The organism is Arenimonas sp. MALMAid1274 (genome assembly GCF_049195245.1).
Classification (GTDB): Bacteria; Pseudomonadota; Gammaproteobacteria; order Xanthomonadales; family Xanthomonadaceae; genus Arenimonas.
In genome coordinates, this window is record NZ_JBMIRR010000021.1 from 117,900 (window position 1) to 140,042 (window position 22,143).

A 22,143-nucleotide genomic window follows, 5' to 3' on the forward strand; every position below is an offset into this window, starting at 1 on the left:
TGCCGGTCGCGCAGCATGTCGCATCGCCCGCATCGGGTGCGGCATCGGGAAGCGAACATCGTGGCTGGCGGCAAGTTCGGCGCGGATCCCTCGCGCAGGCGCATGAGGCTGTCGGCCAACCAGCTGACGGCCGGAGTGTCGATCCTGTTCGTGCTGGCCTACAGCGGCGGCTTCTGGAAGCAGCTGCTGGCGGCGGACGTGCCGACCGGCGCGCGCGGCGTGCTGTTCCTGGTCGCGTGCGGCGTGCTGCTGGCGGGTGTCAACATGTTGATGCTGTCGCTGGCGGCCTGGCGCTTCGTGCAGAAGCCCGTGCTGGCACTGGTGATCGTGCTGTCCGCGGCGGCGGCCTACTTCATCGACAGCTACGGCGTGGTGGTGGACCGCCACGCGCTGCAGAGCGTGCTGGAAACCAACGCGCGCGAGGGTGCGCAGTGGGTGTCTTGGAGAATGTTGGGCTACCTCGGGCTGCTGGGCCTGCTGCCCGTGCTGGCGCTGGCCTGGGTGCGTGTGGACTACCGCCCCTGGACGCGCGAGCTGCCTTCGCGGGTACTGATGATGCTCGCCGCACTGGCGCTGATGGCGCTGGCGGTGCTGCCGTTTTCGCGCGAGATGGCGTCCACTGCGCGCAACCATGCGCAGCTGCGGCACCTGGCCACGCCGGCCAACCTGTTCAACGCCGTGCGTGGCTACCTCAAACACAGCGCCCCGGCGGTCCCGACGGCAGTTGCACCGCTGGGCGCCGATGCGCGGGCCGGCGCACGGGCCACCGGCGGGCCACCTCGGCTGCTGGTGATCGTCATCGGTGAATCTGCGCGGGCATCGAGCTTTGGCCTCGGCGGCTATCCGCGCCCGACCACGCCCGAGCTGGCAAAACTCGACCTGGTCTATTTCAAGGACGTGCGCAGCTGCGGCACCAACACCGCCACCTCGCTGCCCTGCATGTTCTCCAACCTCGGGCGCGGTCACTACAGCGAGGCCAGGGCCAAATCGTCCGAGAACCTGCTGGACGTGATTGGCCACGCCGGCTTCGCGGTGGAGTGGGAAGACAACAACACCGGCAGCAAGCGCATCGCCCTGCGCAGCCAGGAAGAGGACATGGGTGCACTGGGCGCCAGCGATCTGTGCGACGCGGAAGGCTGCCTGGACGAACTGCTGGTGCGCCACCTGCGCCAGGAGCTGCGGCCCGGCGACGCGGACGCCATGCGCGACAAGGTCTACGTGCTGCACATGATCGGCAGCCACGGGCCGGCCTACTTCAGGCGCTATCCCAAGTCGTTCGCGCGCTTCACCCCAACCTGCGACAGCGTCGCGCTGCAGGCCTGCACCCAGGAGCAGATCCGCAACAGCTACGACAACACCATCGCCTACACCGACCACATCCTGGCCCGGCTGGTGCGGCTGCTGCAGGACAACGCCGACCGGCGCCCTTCGGCTCTGCTGTATGTGTCCGACCACGGCGAGTCGACGGGCGAGAACGGCATGTACCTGCATGGCGCGCCGTACCTGATCGCCCCGGACGAACAGACGCGGGTGCCGATGCTGCTGTGGACGTCGGCGCCGTTCCGCCAGTGGCGCGGGCTGGACGCGGACTGCGCGCAGTCGCGCGCCTCGGCGCCGCTGAGCCACGACCACTTCTTCCACACCGTGCTGGGGCTGCTGGACCTGCAGACCACCGCCTATCGCGCGGACTTCGACGCCCTGGCGGGCTGCGCCCCGGTGTGAGGGTGCAACGGTCATCCGACAGGCGCTGCGACGCCGGCCCGACGATGCGACAATGGCGGCCTCACCCTGCTGCCGCCCGCCATGCCCTTCCTCGAACTTTCCCTGCGCTGCCGCGCCGACGACGAACACCGCGTCGAGAACGCGCTGAATGATCTTGGCGCCCTGTCCGTCACGTTGATGGATGCCGACGCCGCCACGCCGAACGAGCAGGCCGTGCTGGAGCCCGGCGTGGGCGAGACGCCGCTGTGGCCCGAGATCACGATGATCGCGCTGTTCCCGGGCGACACGCTGGCCGAACTGGTGCTGCACGCGCTGGAGTCCTTCGACGACGGCATCGACCTGTCGCAGGCCGATTTCCGCGAAGTGGCCGACCAGGACTGGGAGCGCGCGTGGATGGACCAGTACGTGCCGCTGTCGTTCGGCCGCCGCACCTGGATCGTGCCCTGGAACATGGAAGCGCCGCCCGAGGCCAGGGACGGCGTCATCGTCCGGCTCGATCCGGGGCTGGCCTTCGGCTCGGGCACGCACCCGACCACCGCGCTGTGCCTGCGCTGGCTCGACTCGCTCGTGCTGCGCGGCAAGACCGTGCTCGATTTCGGCTGCGGCAGCGGCATCCTGGCGCTGGCCGCCTTGAAGCTGGGCGCCGAGCGCGCGGTCGGCGTCGACAACGACCCGCAGGCGCTGGCCGCCAGCGCCGACAACGCCGAGCGCAACGGCGTCGGCGACCTGCTCAGCGTCTACGCGCCGGAAACGGAACCGCCGGCGACCTACCCGGTGGTGGTGGCCAACATCCTGGCGTCGGCGCTGGACGCCCTGGCCGAAACCCTGGCCGCGCGCGTCGCGCCCGGCGGCGTCATCGCGATGTCCGGCATCCTGGCGGGGCAGGAGCACGCGCTGATCGAGCGCTACGGCGCGTGGTTCGACCAGCTCGAGGCGATGCAGGATGGGGACTGGATGCGGATTACCGGCGTGAGAAAAGAATAGGAACCAGTTCCTGGTTCCTGATTCCGGCCCTCCACCCGCTATCATCGCCTCATGCCCCCCCGCACCCCCCGCTTCGCCACCTCCGACACCCCGGCGCCCGCCGCACCGCTGCCCTGGCGCTGGTGGCTGGCCGCGGCGGTGCTCGCGCTGGCGCTGGTGCTGCAGCTGATCCTGGCCGACCGCGCACGGCTGGCCGGTGATGCCGGCTGGCGGCCGCGGCTGGAGACGGTATGCGGGCTGCTGCGCTGTTCGCTGCCCGCCTGGCACGAGCCCGATGCGTTCCGGGTCACCAACCGCGAGGTGCGTCCGCATCCCACGGCGCCCGGTGCCCTGCTGGTGACCACCAGTTTCCGCAACGATGCCCGCTGGGCCCAGGCCTGGCCGGTGATGGAAGTGGCGCTGCACGACATCGATGGGCAGGCCCTGGGCCTGCGCCGGTTCGCGCCGCTGGAATACCTGGGCAGCCCGCCGTCCTCGCCCCTGATCGCGCCGGGGCAGTCGGCCAGCGCCACCCTGGAGATCCTGGACCCGGGCAAGCGCGCGGTCGCATTCACCTTCGACTTCCACTAACGCACGCCGTACCCCCGGGACATTCGCACCCCGGAAAGCTTTCACGTAGACTGCCTCCCCCGTCGAATCCGGCGGGCACCCGCAAGGAAGCGGTCACCACTTTCCCGGAGCTTCTCCGACGTGAATGCCCAACACGCGGCGCGTGCCGATTCCGCCAGCCATGCCCCCGGCCACACCCCGCTGCGCGACCATGTTTCCCGGTCGGTGCGGCGTTACCTGCAGGACCTCAACGGCTGCGACATCGACGACCTCTACGAGGTGGTGCTGCGCGAGATCGAGGCGCCCCTGTTCGCCGAAGTGCTGCGCCACTGCGACAACAACCAGAGCCGCGCCGCGGCCTGCCTGGGCATCAACCGCGCCACCCTGCGCAAGAAGCTGAAGTCCTACGGCCTGGCCTGAAGCGTCCTTCCGACGCGGCAAAAAGCTCGGCAAGCCCCGGTATAATCGCGCCTTCCCCATGAGGTGCCCGATGACCGCCGAACGCCAACCCGTCCGCCGTGCGCTGCTGTCCGTTTCCGACAAGACCGGCGTGGTCGAACTGGCGCAGGGACTGGCCGCGCTGGGCGTGCAGCTGCTGTCCACCGGCGGCACCGCGAAGGCGCTGCGCGAGGCGGGCATTGCGGTCACCGATGTCAGCGACGTCACCGGCTTCCCCGAAATCATGGACGGCCGGGTCAAGACCCTGCACCCGGCCATCCACGGCGGCCTGCTCGGCCGCAGCGGCACCGACGATGCGCTGATGGCGCAGCACGGCATCGCGCCGATCGACCTGCTGGTGGTCAATCTGTATCCGTTCGAGGCCACCGTGGCCAGGCCCGACTGCAGCTACGACGATGCGGTGGAGAACATCGACATCGGCGGCCCGGCCATGCTGCGCGCCGCCGCGAAGAACCATGCGCGCGTCAGCGTGGTCGTGGATCCGGCCGACTACGACGCGATGCTCGAGGCCCTGAAGGCCGGCGGCAGCACCGCGGCGATGCGCCGCACCTACGCCGCCAAGGCCTACGCCCACACCAGCCATTACGACGGGCAGATCACGCAGTGGCTGTCGCCGCGCGCCGCCGAGCCGGACGCCCCGGAGGCCTGGCCGCACACCTTCAACCTGTCGCTGGGCCTGGCCTCGTCGCTGCGTTACGGCGAGAACCCGCACCAGCGCGGCGCGCTGTACGTGGAGAAGAACGCGCCGCAGGGCATCGTCGCCACCGCACGCTTCCTGCAGGGCAAGGAGCTGAGCTACAACAACCTGGCCGACGCCGACGCGGCGCTGGAATGCGTCAAGGCTTTCGACGCGCCCGCCTGCGTCATCGTCAAGCACGCCAACCCCTGCGGCGTGGCGGTGGCGGCCGACCTGATGACCGCCTACGACCGCGCCTACGCGGTCGACCCGACCTCGGCCTTCGGCGGCATCATCGCCTTCAACCGCGAGCTCGACGCCGCCACCGCGGCCGAGATCCTCAAGCGCCAGTTCGTCGAAGTGGTGCTGGCGCCCTCCATCGCCGCCGATGCGCTGCCGCACTTCGCGAAGAAGGCCAACGTGCGCGTGCTGGCCACCGGCGCGCTCAAGCCCGCCACCGGCATGGAATACAAGCGCATCGCCGGCGGCCTGCTGGTGCAGGACGCCGACACCGACACGCTCACTGCGGCCGACCTCAAGGTGGTCTCGAAACTCGCCCCCACTGCGGACCAGATGCGCGACCTGCTGTTCGCCTGGAAAGTGGCGATGTACGTGAAGTCCAACGCCATCGTCTACGCGCGCGACCTTCAGACCATCGGCATCGGCGCGGGCCAGATGAGCCGCGTGGTCAGCGCCAAGATCGCCGGCCTCAAGGCCGAGGAAGCGGGCCTGGTCGTGCCCGGCTCGGTGATGGCCTCCGACGCCTTCTTCCCGTTCCGCGACGGCATCGATGCCGCCGCGAAGGCCGGCATCGCCGCGGTGATCCAGCCGGGCGGTTCGATGCGCGACGCCGAAGTCATCGCTGCCGCCGACGAAGCCGGCATGGCGATGGTGTTCACCGGCCGCCGCCACTTCCGCCACTGACCGGAGCCGACGCATGAAAATCCTGGTGATCGGATCCGGCGGCCGTGAGCACGCCCTGGCCTGGAAGCTGGCGCAGTCCGCGCGCGTGGACGAAGTGCTGGTCGCGCCCGGCAACGCCGGCACGGCCACCGAGGCCCGCTGCCGAAACGTGGCCATCGCGGCCACAGACATCGACGGCCTGCTGAAGCTGGCCGCCGAGGAAAACATCGAGCTCACGGTGGTCGGCCCCGAACTGCCGCTGGTCAAGGGCGTGGTGGACCGCTTCCGCGCCGAGGGCCGACGCATCTTCGGGCCCACCGCGGCCGCCGCCCAGCTCGAGGGCAGCAAGGCCTACGCCAAGGATTTCCTGGCGCGCCACAAGATTCCGACCGCCTACTACGCCGTCTACGAGGACGTGGACCTGGCGCTGCAGCACGTGCGCGACCACGGCGCGCCCATCGTGATCAAGGCCGACGGCCTGGCCGCCGGCAAGGGCGTGGTGGTGGCGATGACGCTGGAAGAGGCCGAGGCCGCGATCACCTGGATGCTCGAGGGCGAAGCCTTCGGCGAGGCCGGCGCGCGCGTGGTGATCGAGGAATTCCTGGAGGGCGAGGAAGCCAGCTTCATCTCGATGGTGGACGGCCGCACCGCGCTGCCGATGGCCACCTCGCAGGACCACAAGCGCGTGGGCGACGGCGACACCGGTCCCAACACCGGCGGCATGGGCGCGTACTCGCCGGCGCCGGTGGTCACGCCCGAGGTGCATGAACGCGTGATGCGCGAAGTGGTCGAACCCACCGTGCGCGGCATGATCGAAGACGGCATTCCCTTCACCGGTTTCCTCTACGCGGGCCTGATGATCTCGCCCGACGGCGCGCCCAAGGTGATCGAGTACAACGTGCGCTTCGGCGACCCGGAAACCCAGCCGGTGATGCTGCGCCTGCGCAGCGACCTGCTGGGCCTGGTCGAGGCCGCGATCGACGGCCGCCTGGACCAGGTCAGCGCCGACTGGGACGCGCGCCCCAGCCTGGGCGTGGTGATGGCGGCCGAACACTATCCCGACACGCCCCGCACCGGCGACGCGATCAGCGGCCTGGACATCAACCCCGGCTACGGCGCCAAGATCTTCCATGCCGGCACGCGCCTGGTGGACGGCAAGGTCCTGACCGCCGGCGGCCGCGTGCTCTGCGCCTGCGCCCTGGGCGACACCGTGGCCGATGCACAGCAGCGTGCCTACCTGGCCGTGGCCAACATAGACTGGGCGGGCGAGTTCCATCGCCACGACATCGGTTGGCGCGCGATCTCTCGACCGGCCTAGCCCCCGCCCTGTGGAGTCCCCGATGCGCCCAGCCCCCACGACTCCCCAGCCCGACTCCCGCCTGCCGCGCGTGCGGCTGGCCATCGCCCTGATCGTGGTCTGCCTGGGCCTGATCGGCCTGGCGGTGTGGGCTGCGCAGCGACACTGGCGCGAGGCCTCGCTGCTCGGCATCACCCAGGGCGTGGTGGAGGACCTTTCCAAAGACCTGCCCAAGGCCTACGGCGACGGCCTGGTGCTGGAGTCGGTGCGCGCCGAGCCCGGCCGCGTGCTGATGGTCGTGCGCAGCACCCGCCGCTCGCTCGATACCGCCTCGCGCGACCTGCGCTCGCTGGAAATTGCACGCACCATCGAACAGCAGGTGATGCTGGGCTACTGCGACAACCCCAGCGTGAAGCAGGTGCTGTCCACCGGCGTGGTGTTCGTGCGGCGCTACCTGGACCTGCAGGACCGGCTGTTCTTCGAGGTAGGACTCACCGCCGAGGACTGCCGCCGTCGCAACCTGCGCACGCCTTCCTGATCCGGAGCGACCCGCGATGAGCCCGTCCCCCGCCCTGCCGATCCCCTTCGCGCCGCGGTGGCGCGCGCTGTCGTTGGCCCTGCTGGCGCTGGCCTTGCCTGCGCACGCGGTGGACCAGCCCTCGTCCTATCCCGGCTGCGCCTCGCGGCAGGTGAGCGTGGCACCCGGCGGCACGGTGCGCGTGGACCTGTCGCGCTGCCACGCTTTCGGCCTGGGTGAAGTGGCCACGCCGCCCGAACACGGCACCGCGACGCCGGGCGACGGCGATCCGGTGGACAGCTACGTCTATACGCACACGGGTGCGCCGGGCGCGGCCAGCGACCGCTTCGTGGTGCTGGACGACAACAGCGACTACATCGTGGTCAACGTTGCGCTCGGCGGTACCGCCTCTCCGCTGGTCGCGATACCCGCCACGCTGCCCGCCATGTACGCGGGCCTGGCCTTCCACCAGCGTCTGCAGGCCGAGGGCGGCACCGCGCCCTATCGTTACCAGCTGGCGACGGGCGCATTGCCCGCGGGCCTGGCCCTGGCCGACGGCCTGATCACCGGCACGCCCACGCAGCGCGGCCCCTATTCCTTCAGCCTGAGGGTGCAGGACGCCGCGGGCGCCTCGGCGCTGCGCAGCTACAGCGCGGCCGTGCTGCCGGCACCGCTGTCGGTCACGCCGCGCGGACTCACGGCGGTGCAGGGCGCGCCCTTCCGGCAACCGCTGCAGGCGCGGGGCGGCGTGGCGCCGCACCAGTTCGCGCTCGAGCCCGGCGCCAGTCTGCCGCCGGGCCTGTCGCTGTCGCCCGCCGGGGTGCTGGAAGGCACGCCCGAAGGCTCGCCCGCGCGTTACACCGTGCGCGTTCGCGTCACCGATGCCAGCGGCGGCAGCGGCCGTCATTTCGAAGTCGAAGCGCTGAGCCTGTCCGTGGTGCCGCAGGTCGACGGGCAGCCGCGGCTATCGATCGCGCTGGCGCCTGTCGCCGTGGCCGAGGACGAAGGCGCCGCCCTGGTTTACACGGTCACGCGCAGCCGGGTGCTGCCCGAGCCGACCGTTGTCACGCTGTCGGTCGGCGGTTCCGCCCGCCTGCAGGGGCTGGGCCGCGTGCGCATTCCGGCCGGCCAGGCCTCGGCCACATTCCGCGTGACGCCGCTCGCCGACGACCGGCCCGAGGCCGACGAAACCGTGGTGCTGGGCATCGCGCCCGGCGAGGGCTACCAGGTCGGATCGCCGTCCAGCGCGCAGGGCATCCTGGTGGACGACGACCTGCCCTGAGCCGCCTGGCCGGCCCGCGCGCCGGGCCCTGGCCGCTGCGGCGTCGCCACGGCGTTTTCCAGCTTGAAGCAGTGACTTCGACGCGTTATACCTAGCAGTATTCCTCAGGGGCGGGGTGATCCATGGGCCGCAGTGACACGATGGCGAGGCTGCTTCGGCTGGCCCGTCTGGCAGAGCGCTGCGAGCGCACCGGCGAAAGCGCCGACGAAGCCCTGGGCCAGGCCCGGGACTGCAGCGAAAGCCGCCGCAAGTTTTCCAAGGGCGTGGTCGCCGCCACCGGTACGGCCGCGGCCTGGTCGGTGTCGCCGCTGGCCTTCGACGCCATCGCCAAGGCGCCGCGCGACGGCTTCGACTACGTGCGCGGCGGCCAGGTGGCCGTCATCGGCGCCGGCCTGGCCGGCCTGAGCTGCGCCAGCGAACTGGCCCGCCTGAAATTCCGTCCCAGCGTGTTCGAAGCCAGCGACCGCGTCGGCGGCCGCTGCGCCAGCCTGCGCGACGTGTTCCCGGGCCAGGTGGTCGAACGCGGCGGCGAATACATCAGCTCCTCGCACCACACGATGCTGGGCTATGCGCGCCGCTTCGGGCTCAGGCTCGAGATCAGCGCCAGCCTGCCGGGCGCCACCTACTACGCGCTGGGCGGCAGCCGCTACACCGAGGCCCAGGTGGCCAGCGAGTACGGCGAATTCACCGCGTCCATCCGCGAAGACCTCGCCACGCTGCAGCGCCCCACGGCCGACCAGTTCACCGAGCACGATGCCGTGCTCGACTACATGAGCCTGGATGACTACCTGAGCCTGCACAAGGCCGGACCGCTGCTGCGCGGCGTGATCGGCGGCGCCTACCTGGCCGAGTTCGGCGCTACCCTCGACGAGCTCAGCGCCATTTCCTTCCTGCGCTTCGTGTACGGCGACCGCCGCACCAAGCAGATGCCGGTCGGCCGCAACGCGGGCGAGTTCCTGCGCGTGGTGGACGGCAACGACCAGATCACCACCCGCCTGGCGCAGCAGCTGCCCACGCCGGTGTCGTTCGGCCACCGCCTGGTGTCGGTGCGCAAGCTGGCCGGCGGCAAGCTGCGCCTGGGCTTCGATGTCGGCGGCAGCACCGTGCACGGCGAGTACGACGCGGTGGTGCTGACGCTTCCGTTCACCGTGCTGCGCGACGTGGAGCTGCACCCCAGCCTCGAGCTGCCCGACTGGAAGCGCCAGGCCATCGCTTCGGCCGACCTGGGCCGCCAGGGCAAGCTGATGGTCGGCTTCGGCGAGCGCGTCTGGCAGACCCGCCACGGCTCGAACGGCAGCGGCTACAGCGACCGCGCCTTTGCCCAGTCCACCTGGGAAGCCAGCCCCGGCCGCTCCGACGCCACCCGCGGCGTGCTGGCCGCCCACATCGGCGGACAGGCGGGACGTGCCCTGTCGCCGGCCACGCTGGCCACCGATACCGCAAGCTTCCTGTCGGGCCTGGAAGCCGTGATGCCCGGCGCCACCGCCGCCGCCTCGCGCAACGGCCAGGGCGCCGTGCTGGCCTACGCCGAGAACTGGGCCGCCAATCCCTTCAGCAAGGGCACGCACACCTTCAACCGCCCGGGTTACTTCACCACCACGGCCGACAACGAAGCCAAGGCGGTCGACAACCTGCTGTTCGCGGGCGAGCACACCAGCAGCTTCTACGAGTGGCAGGGTTTCATGGAAGGCGCGGCGCTGTCCGGCCTGCGCGCGGCGGGCGAGGTCATGGCCCTGGCGCGGATCTGACCGACCGCGCATGGAGCTGCTGACGCTTGACCACTTTTCCGGCTGCGTGAACGAAACCTTCCACGCGGCCCTGCGCGAGGGCGAGATCGAGTTCGTGCTGGTCGATGCCCGGCCGCTGCCGCCCGGCCCGCCTAAGGCGGCGCGCGCGCCGTTCTCGCTGCTGTTCCGCAATGGCTCGGCGCTGCTGTTCCCGCAGCAGATCTATCGCATGCGGCATGACCGCGTGGGCCATTTCGACCTGTTCCTGGTGCCGGTCGCGCGCGAGCGCGAGGGCTTCCTCTACCAGGCGATCTTCAACTGACCGCAGGCACTGGCTCGCCGGACCAGTGCATGCGGTGGTGGGTGTCGGTGCTGTCGCACACGACAAAGCCCAGCCTTTCGTAAAGCGCCTGCGCGCGCGGATTGCCGCGGTACACGTGCAGCGCCATGCCGCGACCCAGCGCGCCTGCCTCGTGCTGCGAGGCGGCCAGCAGCGCCTGGCCCAGCCCCCGCCCGCGATGCGCGGCAAACAGCGAGATGTCCACCACCAGATGGTCGGGCGCCGCACGCTGCAGGTAATAGCGGCCCTGCACTTCGCCGCCGTGCTGGATCACCAGGAAGTCGGCATCGGCGTAGTGCTGCAGGTAGTGGCTGTGCTGCAGCGCGAACTGCTGCGCCAGGAAGCTGCGCTTGGCCGCTTCGGGCCAGGGCATCACGGCCAGTTCGTCGGCGCGGCTGTCGGCGTAGAGCTCGGCCAGCCGGGGCAGGTCTTCGTCACGGGCGGGACGCAGTCGGTAGCCCAGTTCCGCGAGCCGCGCCGGCGCCGTCGGCGGGTCGCGCCGCCACGGTGGGAACGCGGCCAGTCCCGCTGGCGGCATCAGTTGAACGACGGGAAGACGCCCTGCAGCGCGATGCAGAAGTTCACGCCCAGGTAGGGCTGCTGGTTGGAATGGGGCTGGGAGCCGCCGAAGAACGGCGACACCATGCCCGGCGCGAAGCTGGTGTTGGGTGCGCCGCCGGGCAGGAAGCTGCGGGCCGTGGCCAGCGACGACACCGACAGGCCGCTGCCGCTGGCCGGCGCGCCGGCGCGCTTGCTGGCATCGTTCTGCGCATACAGCACGAAGGGATGGGTGTGCGACGGAATCTCGTTCGCCGTGAGCGTGACCGCGGCCTGGCCAAACGTCTCGCCGATGGTCCGCGGCGTCAGGCCAGGCCCCTGGCCCTGCTGGCTGGCGGCCCGTGCGCTGAAGTTGGGCAAGCGGAAGGTGGTGGTGCCGTTGCCGCCGTACTGGGTGCCCAGCAGCGCAAACAGCGCGGTGTTCTGGACGATGGGAATCGCGGCGCCGCTGCAGAAGGCCCAGCTGCGGGGAGCAAAGTTGAATCCGAAGAGCTGGATCTCACCGATGTAGGGGCTGGACATGGAGCATTTCCTCCCGGGCTGCGGGCTTGGCGTGGGTTGGGCCGGGGCACGGGCCCGAGCCTGGCATGGGGTCAGTTCTGGCTGGGGAAGATGCCGGCCCAGGCAATGCAGTACTGCACCGTGAGGGTGGGCATGCAGTTCTCGTGCGGCTGCGACCCGCCCGACGGCGTGATGGCCGAGGCCGACTGGGTGAAGGGCGTCGCGCCGGTGAGGTTGGTGGCGTACATGGTCTGGTTGGCCACCGTGCCGGGCACCACGCTGTTGCCCGGCGTGCCGGTGCTGGCCGCCGCGGACGTGGCGGAGGCGGGATGCTGGTGCAGCGGCATCTGCGCGGCGGTCAGGGTCACGGTCTCGGTGCCGGCCTGCTGACCCAGCACGTAAACGGACAGCCCCGGACCCTGGCCGGTATGCACCGGCACGCGTCCGCGCAGGTCGGGCACCGCGAACGTGTTCTGGCCGTCGCCGCCGTAGGTGGTGCCGATCAGCACGAACAGCACTTCGTACTCGGCGATGGACAGCAGCCTGCCATCGCAGGGTACCCAGCCGGTGGGCACGCGGCTGAAGCCGAACATCCGGATCTCGCCGATATAGGGGGTGCTCATGGGACCAGGCTCCGAAGGTCAGGGTTGCCGTGCCGAATCATGCCGCTGGCGCAGCCGTGCATCTGCGGGTGCTCAGTTGCGCGACGGGAAGATGCCCGTCAGGGCGATGCAGAAGTTGATGGCCGTGTAGGGCTGCAGGTTGGGATGCGGCTGGCTGCCGCCCCCGAAACCGATGGTGTTGTTGGCCAGCGGCACCAGGCCGCCGGGCGCGGCATGCAGCGCCTCGCCGGTGCTGCCGAAGATGGCATTGCTTGGATTCCGCGTCGTCCCGGCCACCGTCGACGCCGCGACCGAGTGCGTGTGACTCGGAATCTGGGTGGTCAGCAGCGTGACATTCTCGGTGCCGCCGCGCTCGCCAATCGTGGGCGGAACCGGCTGCCAGACCGCGTCGGTCGATGACACCGCCCCCAGCGGCGTGCGGCTGCGCAGGTCGGGCAGGGCGAAATTCGTCACGCCGTTGCCGCCGAACTGGGTGCCGAGCAGGGAAAACAGCGCCTGGTTCTGGGCGATCGGCAGCAGCTGGCCGTTGCATAGCGCGAACCCTTTTGGCGCAAAGGTGAAGCCGACCATCATGATCTGGGCAAGAAAATGTTCGCTCATCCTGCGTTCCCCTGTGCCTGCTGCCGCGTTGCGCGGACCGGCCTGAATGCCCTGTCGCCCCTCCGGGCACTTTGCCGGCACGGCCGGGCCAATTCAAGCATCCGATGGCGCAACGGGATGGGCACGCGAACCCGGCCACGCGCGGCATTGCTGCGCTGCCGCTGGCGCGGCCCCCAGCCCGAGATTAATCTGGCCGCTGGACGGGGGGGACTGCGTTGACCCCGTTGCCGGCCGCGTCCTGAAGGTCCGTGGCCTCTCGCCGTCGTCTCCAGGGGAAATCGCACCATGCAAGCTCAATCCATCGTCCGTGGCGGGCTGATGCACGTCGTCGCCCTCGTCCTGCTGATCATCGCCGGCCTGGGTTGGACCAGCCCCGCCTCCGCCCAGCACACGTCGCTGCTCTGCCCCCAGCAGAGCGCCACCGTGGCCAATGGCGGCTCGGTGCAAATCGACCTCAACGACTGCCTGGATTTCTTCGGCCCCGGCGTGGGCCCCGTGCCCTTCCCGCCGGCCAACGGCACCGCCGTGCTGGGCGAGCTGTTCACGCCGCCGGCGGACTACGACATCTTCGTGACCTACACCCACGACGGGTCGGCCACCACCAGCGACTTCTTCGAATTCTTCGACGAGAACGGCGGCCGCGTGCGCGTGGTGATGACGATCTCGGCGCCCACGTCCCCGATCGTGGTGGCGCCGGCGGCCATCGCCCTGCAGGTCGGCGTGCCCTTCAGCCAGACGCTCAGCGCCAGCGGCGGTACCGCGCCCTACACCTTCACCCTGGACTCCGGCACGCTGCCGGCGGGCCTGACCCTGGCCGGCGCGACGATCTCCGGCACGCCCACCCAGCGCACCCCCTTCACCTTCACCGTCCGCGCCGAAGATTCGACCGGCGCCTTCACCCTCAAGACCTACGGCGGCACGATCGCGGCGCCGGTGATGACCGTCAGCCCCTCGCCCACCACCCTGGGCGTCGGCGTGCCTGCCAACCAGCAGCTCACCGGCCTGGGCGGCACGGCGCCCTACAGTTTCTCCATCAGCAGCGGCGCCCTGCCGGGCGGCGTCTCGCTGTCTTCCTCGGGCCTGCTGACCGGTACGCCGGCGACTTCCGGCAGCTCCAACGTCGTGCTGGTGGTGGATGACAGCACCACCGACCCGACCTGCCCGGGCTGCAACTTCTTCACCCTGGTGCCGCTGACCATCAATGTCACCGCACTGCCCAGCATGACCATTGCGGTGAATCCGGCCAGCGTTGCCGAGAATGGCCCCGACAACCTGGTCTACACCGTCACCAGCAGCACGCCCGTGGCGGCCAACACCACGGTGAACCTCACCCTGTCGGGCACCGCCACGTCCGGCGTCGATTACACCGGCGCCGCCGCTTCGGTGACGATCCTGGCCGGTGCGACCACCGGCACGCTCACCCTGGACCCCACCGGCGACACCACGGTCGAGCCGAATGAAACGGCCACCGTCACCCTGGCCTCGGGCAGCGGTTACACGATCGGCGCCACGTCCAGCGCCACCGGCACCATCGCCAACGACGACGTGCCGGTGGTATCGGTGGCCGTGGCCCCGGCCAGCGTCAATGAGGACGGCGCGCCCAACCTGGTCTACACCTTCACCCTCGACCAGCCGTCCCCGGTGGCCCTGTCGGTCAACTACACCGTCGGCGGCACCGCCACCTCCGGCACCGACTATGCCGCCGTGACCTCGCCGGTGAACATCGCCGCCGGCAACACCACCGCCACCGTGACGGTGAATCCAACCGCGGACTCCACCACCGAACCCGACGAGACCGTGATCCTGACCCTGGCGGCAGGCGCCAACTACGTCGTCGGCGCGCCGGCCTCGGCGACCGGCACGATCACCAACGACGACCTGCCCTCGCTGAACATCAACGACGTCTCGATCAGCGAAGGCAATGCCGGCACCAGCAACGCCACCTTTACCGTCAGCCTGACGGCCCCGGCCGGCGCCGGCGGCGTCACGTTCGACATCGCCACCGCCAACGGCACCGCCACCGCAGGCATCGACTACGTGGCCAACAGCCTCACCGGCCAGACCATCCCGGCCGGCAGCAGCACCTACAGCTTCACCGTGCTGGTGAACGGCGACACGCTCAACGAGAACAACGAGTCCTTCTTCGCCAATGTCACCAACGTGGTCGGCGCGCTGGTCTCCGACGGCCAGGGCGTGGGCACGATCGTCAATGACGATCCGCAGCCGTCGCTGAGCATCAACGACGTCACCGTCACCGAAGGCAACGCGGGCACGGTCAACGCCAACTTCACGGTCACGCTCAGCGCGCCCAGCGGCCAGAACGTCACCGTGAACTACGCCACCTCCGATGGCACCGCGGTGGCGCCGGGGGATTACACCTCCCTCAGCGGCGGGCTGCTGTTCACCGCCGGCCAGACGGCGCTGGCCGTCTCCGTCTTCGTGACCGGCGATACCGTGCCCGAGGCGAACGAAACCTTCAACGTCGACCTCAGCGGCGCCAGCAACGCCAGCATCGCCGACACCCGCGGCGTAGGCACCATCACCAATGACGACGTGCCGGTCACCGTCAATCCGGTCACCGCGTCCAACGGCACGGTCGCGGCCGCGTATTCGCAGGTGTTCACCGCCGCGGGCGGAACCGCACCCTATACCTTCGCGGTGACCGCCGGCGCAGTGCCGGCCGGACTGACGCTGGCACCGGGCGGCACGCTGTCCGGAACGCCCACCGCGGGCGGCACGTTCAACTTCACCGTCACCGCCACCGACAGCAGCGGGGCCCCGGGTCCGTTCGCGGGCAGCCGCGCCTACACGGTGGTCATCGCACCGCCGACCGTTTCGCTGCCGGCCACCACGCTGGCCGACGGCACGCTCGGCGCGGCGTATTCGGCGCCGGTCACGGCGGCCTCCGGCGGCACGTCGCCGTATTCCTATGCGGTCACCGCGGGTGCGCTGCCGGGCGGCCTCTCGGTCAATCCCGCCTCGGGCCTGATCTCCGGGACGCCGTCGGCGCTGGGTACCTTCAACTTCAGTCTCACCGCCACCGACAGCAGCACGGGCACCGGGCCGTACACGGCCACGCAGGCCTACACGATCGAGATCGTTGACGTGCCCCCGATCGCCGGACCGGTGTCCATCACCGTGCCCTACAACGCCGGCCCGACGCCGGTGCCGCTCAACCTCAGCGGCGGCGCGGCAACGTCGGTGATCGGCTCGGCGGCCAGCAACGGCAGCGCGGTCACCGCCGGCACCACCATCACCTATCAGCCCAATCCGGGCTACGCCGGCGCCGACAGCTTCACCTACATCGCCACCAACTCCGGCGGCGCATCGGGCTCGGCCCTGGTGTCGGTGACGGTGAGCGACCCGGTGATCACGGTCACGGCCAGCGGCGGCTTCGCGGCCACGGTGGGCACGCCGTACACGCAGACCTTTACCTGGTCGGGTGGCGCGGCGCCGTACAGCGGCTTCCAGGTCACCAACCTGCCGGCGGGCGTGTCCATCTCGGGCACCACCGCCACCAGCGTCACCGTGTCGGGCACGCCGACCCAGGCGGGCAGCTTCAACCTCAACGCCTCGGCCACCGACAGCAGCACGGGCAATGGTCCGTTCACCGTCGGCCAGCCGTTCACGCTGACGGTCGCGGGTCCGGGCCTGTCGCTGGCGCCGGCGTCCGGCACCTTCACCGCGCCCTACGGCGCGGCGTACTCGCAGGCCTTCACCGCCAGCGGTGGCATCGGTCCCTACACGTATGTGCAGACCGGCTCGCTGCCTCCGGGCGTGGCATTCAGCGGCAACACGGTGTCGGGCACGCCGACGGCGCCGGGCAGCTACAGCTTCACGATCACCGCTACCGACACCGGTTCCACCGGTGCCGGCGCGCCGTTCACCGTCGCGCAGAACTACACCATCAACGTGCCGGCCCCGACCATCGTGGTCAATCCGGCCACGCTGCCGGATCCGGTGGCCGGCACTGCCTACTCGCAGACCGTCAGCGCCAGCGGCGGCGTGGGCCCGTATGGCTTCGCGATCACGGCAGGCAGTCTGCCCGCGGGTCTGAGTTTCAGCGGCGATACGGTTTCGGGCACGGCCACCCAGGTCGGCACCTTCAACGTGACGATCACCGCCACCGATGCCAATGGCCAGACCGGTGCCCGCGCCTACACCCTGGTGGTGGATGCGCCAGTGCTGACGCTGACGCCGGCGGCCGGCACGCTGACCGCGCCTTATGGTGCGGCCTACTCGCAGGCCTTCACCGCCGGCGGCAGCCCGGGTCCGTACAGCTATGCGCTCACCGGCACGCTGCCGGCGGGCGTGAGCTTCAGCGGCAACACGCTGTCGGGCACGCCGACCGTACCGGGCAGCTACGCGATCACCGTCACCGCCACCGATACCGGGCTCACGGGTGTCGGCGCGCCGTTCTCGATCGCGCAGAACTACACGCTGGACGTGCCGGCACCGACCATCGTGGTCGATCCGGCCACGCTGCCGGATCCGGTGGCAGGCACTGCCTACTCGCAGACCGTCAGCGCCAGCGGCGGCGTGGGCCCGTATGGCTTCGCGATCACGGCAGGCAGCCTGCCGACGGGCTTGAGCTTCAGCGGTGACACGATTTCGGGCACGGCTACCCAGGTCGGCACCTTCAACGTGACGATCACCGCCACCGACGCCAATGGCCAGACCGGTGCCCGCGCCTACACCCTGGTGGTGGATGCGCCGGTGCTGACGCTGACGCCGGCGGCCGGCACGCTGACCGCGCCTTATGGTGCGGCCTACTCGCAGGCCTTCACCGCCGGCGGCAGCCCGGGTCCGTACAGCTACGCGCTCACCGGCACGCTGCCGGCGGGCGTGAGCTTCAGCGGCAACACGCTGTCGGGCACGCCGACCGTGCCGGGCAGCTACGCGATCACCGTCACCGCCACCGACACCGGACTCACCGGCGCAGGTGCGCCGTTCTCGATCGCGCAGAACTACACGCTGGACGTGCCGGCCCCGAGCATCGTGGTCGCGCCGACCGCGCTGCCCGACGGCACCGCCGGCCAGGCCTACGCGGAAACGATCTCGGCCAGCGGCGCCGTAGGCCCGTACACGTTCGCGGTCAGCGCGGGCACCCTGCCGACCGGCCTGAGCCTGTCGACGGGCGGTGCGCTCAGCGGTACGCCGACCGAAAGCGGCAGCTTCGGCTTCAGCGTCACCGCCACCGATGCCAACGGCCAGAGCGGCACCCGCGCCTACACCGTGGTGATCGCGGTGCCGGCGCTGACGCTGACTCCGGCCACCCTGCCCTCGGGCACGGTGGGCGTGGCCTACAGCCAGACGCTGTCCACCAGCGGCGGCATCGCGCCCTACAGCTACGCGGTCACCGCCGGCGCACTGCCGGGCGGCCTGAGCCTCTCGGCCACCGGCACGCTCAGCGGCACGCCGACCACGCAGGGCACGTTCAACGCCACCATCACCGCCACCGACAGCACGGCCGGCACCGCCGCCACCGTTTCGCAGGCCTACACCCTCGAGATCGTGTTCGCGCCGCCGGTGGCGAGCAACGACACCGCGGTGGTGCTGGCCGGCCAGTCGGTGACCATCCCGGTGACGGCCAACGATGTCAGCATCGCGCCCATCACCAGCATAAGCATCGCCACGCCGCCGGCACAGGGCACGGCGGTGGTGTCGGGGCTGGACATCACCTACACGGCGCCGACCGTCGCCTCGCCGACCGTCAGCTTCACCTACATCGCGTCCGGCCCGGGCGGCAGCTCGGCCCCGGCCACGGTGACGGTGACGGTGAACCCGCTGCCGGTGCCGACCAACCTGACGGCGACCACGCTGCCGGCCACGCCGGTGCAGGTGGTGCTGACCAGCGGCGCCGCAGGTGGTCCGTTCACCGGTGCCAACGTGGTGGCGCTGAGCCCGGCGGGCTCGGGCACGACCTCGGTGGCCGCGGGCGCGGGCGGCAGCTACGTGCTCACCTTCACCCCGGCCCCGGCCTTCGCCGGAACCGCGGTGGTGCGCTACACGCTGTCCAACGCCTTCACCACCTCGGCCGAGGCCACGGTGACCATCACCGTGCAGCCGCGCCCGGATCCGTCGCAGGACGAGGAAGTGCGTGGCCTGGTGGACGCGCAGGTCGAGTCGACCCGCCGCTTTGCCACCGGCCAGATCAACAACTTCCAGCGCCGGCTCGAGCAGCTGCACGACGGCGGCCAGGGCGGGTTCGCGAACGGGCTGAGCTTCGCGCTCGACCGCCCGTGCATCGAGCCGCTGGTGGGCCGCAGCGTGGATCCGTGCAACCCGCAGACCAACGGCTTCCGGGGCGGCAACGGGGCGGCGGGTTCGTCCATGACCAACCAGGCCACCGGTGACGCCGGCGAAGGCGGCCCGATGGGCAGCTGGATCGGCGGCATGATCCGCTCGGGCAGCCAGGACGGCCGCAACGGCGGTGCCGACATCGACTTCGAGACCGATGGCCTCAGCGCCGGCCTCGACTACCGCCTCAGCGCGGACTGGGTGATCGGCGGCGGCATCGGCTACGGCAAGGACGAAAACGCCGTCGGCGACCGCGGCAGCCGCGTGGATGGCGATGCCCGCACGGTGGCGCTGTACTCGAGCTACCACCCGGGCCGCGTGTTCGTGGACTCGCTGCTGGGCTTCCAGCAGATCGACTACGACCTGCGCCGCTACGTGACGGCCAACGGCAACCTGGTCAACGGCCAGCGCGACGGCGACCAGTGGTTCGCCTCGGTGTCGGTGGGCATGGACATCGTGCGCGACACGATGCTGTTCACGCCCTACGCCCGCTTCGAGGTGGCCAAGGCCGAGCTCGATCCGTACACCGAGACCGGCGATCCGATCTACGCGCTCAGCTACGGCGCGATGGACGTGGACACCACCACCGGCAACCTCGGCCTGCGCATCGACTGGCAGCTCGAGCGTGACTGGGGCCGCTTCACGCCGCAGCTGCGCATGGAGTACCAGCACGACTTCAGCGGTCGGTCCGACGCCCTGGTGCGCTACGCCGACCTGATCGGTGGCCCGGTGTTCGGGCTGTCGGCGACGGACTTCGACAACAACCGCTTCGTGGTGGGCCTCGGCGCCCTGTTCGACCTCGACAGCGGCTGGAGCTGGGGCGTGGAGTACCGCGGCCAGGTCGGCGACAGCGGGCAGACCGACAACGGCTTCGGGGTGAACGTGCAGAAGCAGTTCTGATCTGCGGCCACGTTGGACTATCGGAGGGGCCGGGTGACCGGCCCCTCTTTTTTTGCCTTCGCGGCCGGCGCTGGCGTCACGCATGACGCCAAGCCGCCACCCGCGCTAGTCGGAGCAAGTGCCCGCTGGTAGGCTCCGGGCATCGCTTCCGGGGGATCCATGGCCCACAACCAGTTCGACCTGCTCAGGCAGCGCCGCTTCCTGCCCTACTTCGCGACGCAATCGCTGGGCGCGTTCAACGACAACGTCTACCGGCAGGCCATCATCGGCCTGCTGTTCTACATGGGCGCCAGCCAGGAAGAGCGCACGCTGTATGCGAACCTCGCGCCGGCGCTGTTCATCCTTCCCTACTTCCTGTTCTCGGCGACGGCGGGGCAGATTGCCGAGAAGCTCGACAAGGCGCGCCTGATCCGCATCACAACGATGATGGAGATCGTGATCATGTCCGTGGCGGCGGTCGGGTTCGTGACGCAGAACCTGACCATCCTGCTGGTCGCACTGTTCGCCACTGGCGTGCAGTCCACGCTGTTCGGACCCGTGAAGTATTCGATCCTGCCGCACGTTCTCAAGCCCGAGGAGCTCACGGGCGGCAACGGCCTGGTCGAGACGGGAACGTCCATGTTCATCCTCCTGGGCATGATCTGCGGCGGGCTGTTGATTCAGGAAACGTCGGCGCCTTCGGCACTATGGGTCGCGGGCGGTACCGTGATTGCGTTGGCCGTGCTTGGCAACCTGGTCAGCCGCGCCGTGCCTCCAGTGCCGTCGACGGTGCCCGAGCTGAAGGTGCGCTGGAATCCGATCCCGGAGTCGATCAACGTCATCCGCCTGTCGCGCAAGCAGCCCGCGGTTCGCAATGCCATCCTCGGCATATCGTGGTTCTGGTTCGTCGGCACGGTACTTACCGCGCAGCTACCGACCTATGCCGTGGTGAACCTCGGCGGTTCGCAGTCGCTGTACCTGTTCGCCTTTGTTTTGTTCTCGATCGGCACCGGTATCGGCTCGCTGCTGTGCGAAAAACTCTCGGGCCGCACGGTGGAGATCGGGCTGGTGCCGATGGGTGCCCTGGGCATCACCGTATTCTGCGCCGATCTCTACTTCGCAAGGCCAGGCGCCGCGCCGGTCTCCGGTCTGGACATCGGCGCGTTCGTCGCCAGCGCCGGCAGCTTCCGGATCATGGCGGACCTCACCTTGATCGGCCTGTTCGCCGGTCTCTTCATCGTGCCGCTGTTCGCGCTGGTTCAGAGCCGCACGCCGCGCGGCGAACTTTCGCGGGTGATCGCTGGCGTCAACATCCAGAATGCTTTGTTCATCGTTCTGGCGGCCGGCGTTGGCATCGCGGTGCAGCGATTCCTGGGCTGGTCCATCCCGGAGGTGTTCCTGGCGCTTGCCGTAGCGAACGCGCTGGTCACGCTGTGGATCTTCAGCATCGTTCCCGAATTCTTCATGCGTTTCCTGGCCTGGCTGTACGTGCGCACGCTCTACCGCGTGCGCACCGAAGGCGTCGAGGAGCACGTGCCCGACGACGGCCCGGCCCTGCTGGTGTGCAACCACGTCAGCTACATGGACGCGCTGATCATCAGCGCCTCGGTGCCGCGCCCGATCCGCTTCGTCATGTACTACAAGATTTTCCAGATCCCGGTGATGAGCTGGATCTTCCGGACTGCCAAGGCCATTCCCATCGCCGGCGCGCGCGAAGACCCCGAGCTGATGCAGAAGGCCTTCGACGAGGTTGACGCGGCGCTGGCCGACGGCGAGCTGGTGTGCATCTTCCCGGAGGGCGCCCTGACCAAGGACGGCCAGATCGCGGCCTTCAAGGGCGGCGTCGAAAAGATCTTGGAACGCCGCGCCGTGCCAGTGGTGCCGATGGCGCTCAAGGGCATGTGGGACAGCATGTGGAGCCGCCAGGGCTCGCGCATGCGCCGCCTGCGCCTGCCGCGACGCTTCCGCGCCCACATCGAAGTCGTCGCCGCCCCGCCCGTGCCCGGCGCCACCGCCACCGCCGAGGCGCTTGAGGCCACCGTGCGGCAGCTGCGCGGGGACCGGGCCTGATCGGGGTGTTTTTTTGACGCGGATAAAATCTAAAAGACACGCGGATAGAGCAAAGAAGGTCAGTCAGGCGACAGTGCGTTACCCCACCTGGGGAGCCACGGCACCCCTTCCTGTTTTTGCTTTATCCGCGTGCCTTTCAGATTTTATCCGCGTCCA

At 70.0% G+C, this 22,143-nt stretch carries 15 protein-coding genes and 3 pseudogenes; 14 read left to right on the plus strand and 4 right to left on the minus strand.

Annotation, left to right across the window (positions count from 1 at the left end):
• Positions 1-15: 15 nt before the first annotated feature.
• The 10 genes from ACOQFR_RS01985 to ACOQFR_RS02030 all read left to right on the plus strand — a co-directional run bounded on the left by ACOQFR_RS01985 (position 16) and on the right by ACOQFR_RS02030 (position 10,438).
• Positions 16-1,722 (plus strand): phosphoethanolamine transferase, encoded by a 1,707-nt coding sequence (locus ACOQFR_RS01985; RefSeq protein WP_421377959.1) that lies wholly within the window; start codon positions 16-18, stop codon positions 1,720-1,722.
• 81 nt (positions 1,723-1,803) lie between these two features.
• A complete protein-coding gene (gene prmA, locus ACOQFR_RS01990) occupies positions 1,804-2,706 on the plus strand; it encodes a 50S ribosomal protein L11 methyltransferase (RefSeq protein WP_421377961.1) in 903 nt (300 codons plus the stop codon).
• A gap of 51 nt (positions 2,707-2,757) precedes the next feature.
• Positions 2,758-3,276, plus strand: a complete 519-nt coding sequence (locus ACOQFR_RS01995; protein ID WP_421377963.1) for a DUF3426 domain-containing protein — start codon at positions 2,758-2,760, stop codon at positions 3,274-3,276.
• A gap of 120 nt (positions 3,277-3,396) precedes the next feature.
• Positions 3,397-3,675 (plus strand): DNA-binding transcriptional regulator Fis, encoded by a 279-nt coding sequence (gene fis / locus ACOQFR_RS02000; RefSeq protein WP_421377965.1) that lies wholly within the window; start codon positions 3,397-3,399, stop codon positions 3,673-3,675.
• Positions 3,676-3,745: 70 nt separating this feature from the next.
• Positions 3,746-5,314 (plus strand): bifunctional phosphoribosylaminoimidazolecarboxamide formyltransferase/IMP cyclohydrolase, encoded by a 1,569-nt coding sequence (gene purH, locus ACOQFR_RS02005; protein WP_421377967.1) that lies wholly within the window; start codon positions 3,746-3,748, stop codon positions 5,312-5,314.
• Positions 5,315-5,327: 13 nt separating this feature from the next.
• Positions 5,328-6,611, plus strand: a complete 1,284-nt coding sequence (purD, locus tag ACOQFR_RS02010; protein WP_421377969.1) for a phosphoribosylamine--glycine ligase — start codon at positions 5,328-5,330, stop codon at positions 6,609-6,611.
• Between the two features lie 22 nt (positions 6,612-6,633).
• Complete coding sequence (locus tag ACOQFR_RS02015) at positions 6,634-7,128, plus strand: hypothetical protein (protein ID WP_421377971.1); 495 nt, start codon at positions 6,634-6,636, stop codon at positions 7,126-7,128.
• A gap of 16 nt (positions 7,129-7,144) precedes the next feature.
• Entirely contained in the window at positions 7,145-8,389 is a 1,245-nt protein-coding gene (locus tag ACOQFR_RS02020) for an Ig domain-containing protein (RefSeq protein WP_421377973.1), read from the plus strand.
• A 122-nt stretch (positions 8,390-8,511) separates the two neighbouring features.
• The gene (locus ACOQFR_RS02025; protein ID WP_421377975.1) at positions 8,512-10,137 is read left to right on the plus strand and encodes a flavin monoamine oxidase family protein; all 1,626 of its coding nucleotides are present in this window, start codon (positions 8,512-8,514) and stop codon (positions 10,135-10,137) included.
• 10 nt (positions 10,138-10,147) lie between these two features.
• Positions 10,148-10,438, plus strand: a complete 291-nt coding sequence (locus tag ACOQFR_RS02030; protein WP_421377977.1) for a DUF6916 family protein — start codon at positions 10,148-10,150, stop codon at positions 10,436-10,438.
• Here the strand turns inward: ACOQFR_RS02030 and ACOQFR_RS02035 are convergent.
• From ACOQFR_RS02035 to ACOQFR_RS02050, 4 genes are all read right to left on the minus strand, one after another.
• Complete coding sequence (locus ACOQFR_RS02035; protein WP_421377979.1) at positions 10,431-10,994, minus strand: GNAT family N-acetyltransferase; 564 nt, start codon at positions 10,992-10,994, stop codon at positions 10,431-10,433. The genes ACOQFR_RS02030 and ACOQFR_RS02035 overlap by 8 nt on opposite strands.
• Positions 10,994-11,536: a phage tail protein gene (locus ACOQFR_RS02040; RefSeq protein WP_421377981.1), complete on the minus strand. Its 543-nt coding sequence runs from the start codon at positions 11,534-11,536 to the stop codon at positions 10,994-10,996. Before ACOQFR_RS02040 ends, ACOQFR_RS02035 begins: the two co-directional genes overlap by 1 nt.
• Positions 11,537-11,607: 71 nt before the next feature.
• Positions 11,608-12,138: a phage tail protein gene (locus ACOQFR_RS02045; RefSeq protein WP_421377983.1), complete on the minus strand. Its 531-nt coding sequence runs from the start codon at positions 12,136-12,138 to the stop codon at positions 11,608-11,610.
• 72 nt (positions 12,139-12,210) lie between these two features.
• Positions 12,211-12,738 carry a phage tail protein gene (locus ACOQFR_RS02050; RefSeq protein ID WP_421377985.1) on the minus strand — a complete coding sequence of 176 codons (528 nt, stop codon included), beginning with the start codon at positions 12,736-12,738 and terminating at the stop codon, positions 12,211-12,213.
• A gap of 654 nt (positions 12,739-13,392) precedes the next feature.
• Here ACOQFR_RS02050 and ACOQFR_RS02055 point away from each other — a divergent pair.
• The 4 genes and pseudogenes from ACOQFR_RS02055 to ACOQFR_RS02070 all read left to right on the plus strand — a co-directional run.
• Positions 13,393-13,641, plus strand: a pseudogene (locus ACOQFR_RS02055) (putative Ig domain-containing protein); the annotation flags it as partial.
• A 33-nt stretch (positions 13,642-13,674) separates the two neighbouring features.
• Positions 13,675-16,080 (plus strand): annotated as a pseudogene (locus ACOQFR_RS02060) (beta strand repeat-containing protein); the annotation flags it as partial.
• Positions 16,081-16,116: 36 nt separating this feature from the next.
• A pseudogene (locus ACOQFR_RS02065) lies at positions 16,117-19,938 on the plus strand (putative Ig domain-containing protein); the annotation flags it as partial.
• A 159-nt stretch (positions 19,939-20,097) separates the two neighbouring features.
• Positions 20,098-21,987, plus strand: a complete 1,890-nt coding sequence (locus ACOQFR_RS02070; RefSeq protein ID WP_421377987.1) for an MFS transporter — start codon at positions 20,098-20,100, stop codon at positions 21,985-21,987.
• The last annotated feature ends 156 nt before the right edge of the window (positions 21,988-22,143 follow it).

Coding starts and splice junctions, on each gene's coding strand:
- ACOQFR_RS01985 (WP_421377959.1), top strand. CDS start 16: ATGTCGCATCGCCCGCATCGGGTGCGGCATCGGGAAGCGAACATCGTG.
- prmA (WP_421377961.1), top strand. CDS start 1,804: ATGCCCTTCCTCGAACTTTCCCTGCGCTGCCGCGCCGACGACGAACAC.
- ACOQFR_RS01995 (WP_421377963.1), top strand. CDS start 2,758: ATGCCCCCCCGCACCCCCCGCTTCGCCACCTCCGACACCCCGGCGCCC.
- purH (WP_421377967.1), top strand. CDS start 3,746: ATGACCGCCGAACGCCAACCCGTCCGCCGTGCGCTGCTGTCCGTTTCC.
- purD (WP_421377969.1), top strand. CDS start 5,328: ATGAAAATCCTGGTGATCGGATCCGGCGGCCGTGAGCACGCCCTGGCC.
- ACOQFR_RS02015 (WP_421377971.1), top strand. CDS start 6,634: ATGCGCCCAGCCCCCACGACTCCCCAGCCCGACTCCCGCCTGCCGCGC.
- ACOQFR_RS02020 (WP_421377973.1), top strand. CDS start 7,145: ATGAGCCCGTCCCCCGCCCTGCCGATCCCCTTCGCGCCGCGGTGGCGC.
- ACOQFR_RS02025 (WP_421377975.1), top strand. CDS start 8,512: ATGGGCCGCAGTGACACGATGGCGAGGCTGCTTCGGCTGGCCCGTCTG.
- ACOQFR_RS02030 (WP_421377977.1), top strand. CDS start 10,148: ATGGAGCTGCTGACGCTTGACCACTTTTCCGGCTGCGTGAACGAAACC.
- ACOQFR_RS02035 (WP_421377979.1), bottom strand. CDS start 10,994: ATGCCGCCAGCGGGACTGGCCGCGTTCCCACCGTGGCGGCGCGACCCG.
- ACOQFR_RS02040 (WP_421377981.1), bottom strand. CDS start 11,536: ATGTCCAGCCCCTACATCGGTGAGATCCAGCTCTTCGGATTCAACTTT.
- ACOQFR_RS02045 (WP_421377983.1), bottom strand. CDS start 12,138: ATGAGCACCCCCTATATCGGCGAGATCCGGATGTTCGGCTTCAGCCGC.
- ACOQFR_RS02050 (WP_421377985.1), bottom strand. CDS start 12,738: ATGAGCGAACATTTTCTTGCCCAGATCATGATGGTCGGCTTCACCTTT.
- ACOQFR_RS02070 (WP_421377987.1), top strand. CDS start 20,098: ATGGCCCACAACCAGTTCGACCTGCTCAGGCAGCGCCGCTTCCTGCCC.